This is a genomic window from Enterocloster aldenensis (assembly GCF_003434055.1).
GTDB lineage: Bacteria > Bacillota > Clostridia > Lachnospirales > Lachnospiraceae > Enterocloster > Enterocloster aldenensis.
Window position 1 is genome coordinate 1 of record NZ_QVEX01000049.1, and the last position, 1,109, is coordinate 1,109.

Annotated in this window: 1 protein-coding gene; it reads right to left on the reverse strand. The window is 40.2% G+C overall.

Annotation, left to right across the window (positions count from 1 at the left end; genetic code table 11):
* Nucleotides 1-59: 59 nt before the first annotated feature.
* Nucleotides 60-992 carry an IS481 family transposase gene (locus DWX59_RS28420; protein ID WP_038671504.1) on the reverse strand — a complete coding sequence of 311 codons (933 nt, stop codon included), beginning with the start codon at nucleotides 990-992 and terminating at the stop codon, nucleotides 60-62.
* Between the last annotated feature and the right edge of the window lie 117 nt (nucleotides 993-1,109).

A 1,109-nucleotide genomic window follows, 5' to 3' on the forward strand; every position in this document is an offset into this window, starting at 1 on the left:
TAACATATGTTAAGAACATTCTCTCACATGATGTTTATATACATAGCTATGTAGGTTTGTCAATCATATTGGACACTATTATTAAGAAATTCGATAGGCGAAAACCATTTGAGGGGACGCATAGGACGGTTGTTTGTTCGACTTAAACGTGCAGCTAGCTGCACGTTTAAGTCGTCGCAGGAATAAAACCTATGGCACGAATAGAATTTGTTGTGATCTTCTCGGTGACTGCGCTCTACTTTGCCATTGTGCCTAGGCGTATATGGACGAATGAGTTTATGTTCAATGCCAAGTTGTGAGAGTGTATTCTCAAACAGCGTTTTCTTGTCTCTTTTGCTTGGCGAAAAGCGGTTAGTAAATTCAAATCCATTGTCGGTCTGAATACATTTCACCGTTATTCCTCTGCGTTTGTACCATTTCACCAGCCTTTTTACAAAGTCTGCTGAAGAATAGGTGCTTTGCTCCTCATATCCGTATAAAAATCTTATCCTGGTATACTCATCGATCGCCGTGTATTGGTACAGCTTCATCTCTGGGTCAGCTATACACTTTCTCGGAACTACCTTTACGTCCACCTGAACACGTTCTCCGGGGTATGTCATCTGCTCGTATGGCTTTGGTTTATACGTCGCTTTCTTCGGCTTTTTCGGAAGCATTCCTAGTTTTTTCATAACCCTGTAAAGACTTTCAAGACAGCGTGTATACCCTTGTTTCCTGAGACGATGCCATAGTTCGGGAAGCTCAAGTGTCGGGTTCCGTTTGTGATACCTTTTGATAAGATCTATTTCTTCCTTGGTATGCTCATTGGGATGATGATGCGGTCGGCGTGATTTAACTGCAAGGGACTCCACACTTCCGTCCCAGCGTTTCAGCCAGAAATATATATATGAACGTGATTTATTGTATTTTCTGCTCGCTCGGCTCACTCCATATTTCTTTGCGTAATTCATTAAGGATTGACGAAACTTCATATCTTGTGTTATACTATTCATGAGAGATAGGCTTCCTTTCTGATTTGAATTTGGTGTGGTAACTTTATTTTATCAGATTTTTGTCTATCTCTCTTTTCTTTTTTCTTAATTTTGTCCAATATCTATTGTAGCACTACA

Excerpts from the sequence above, each read along its gene's own strand:
- DWX59_RS28420 (WP_038671504.1), bottom strand. The coding sequence starts at position 992 with ATGAATAGTATAACACAAGATATGAAGTTTCGTCAATCCTTAATGAAT.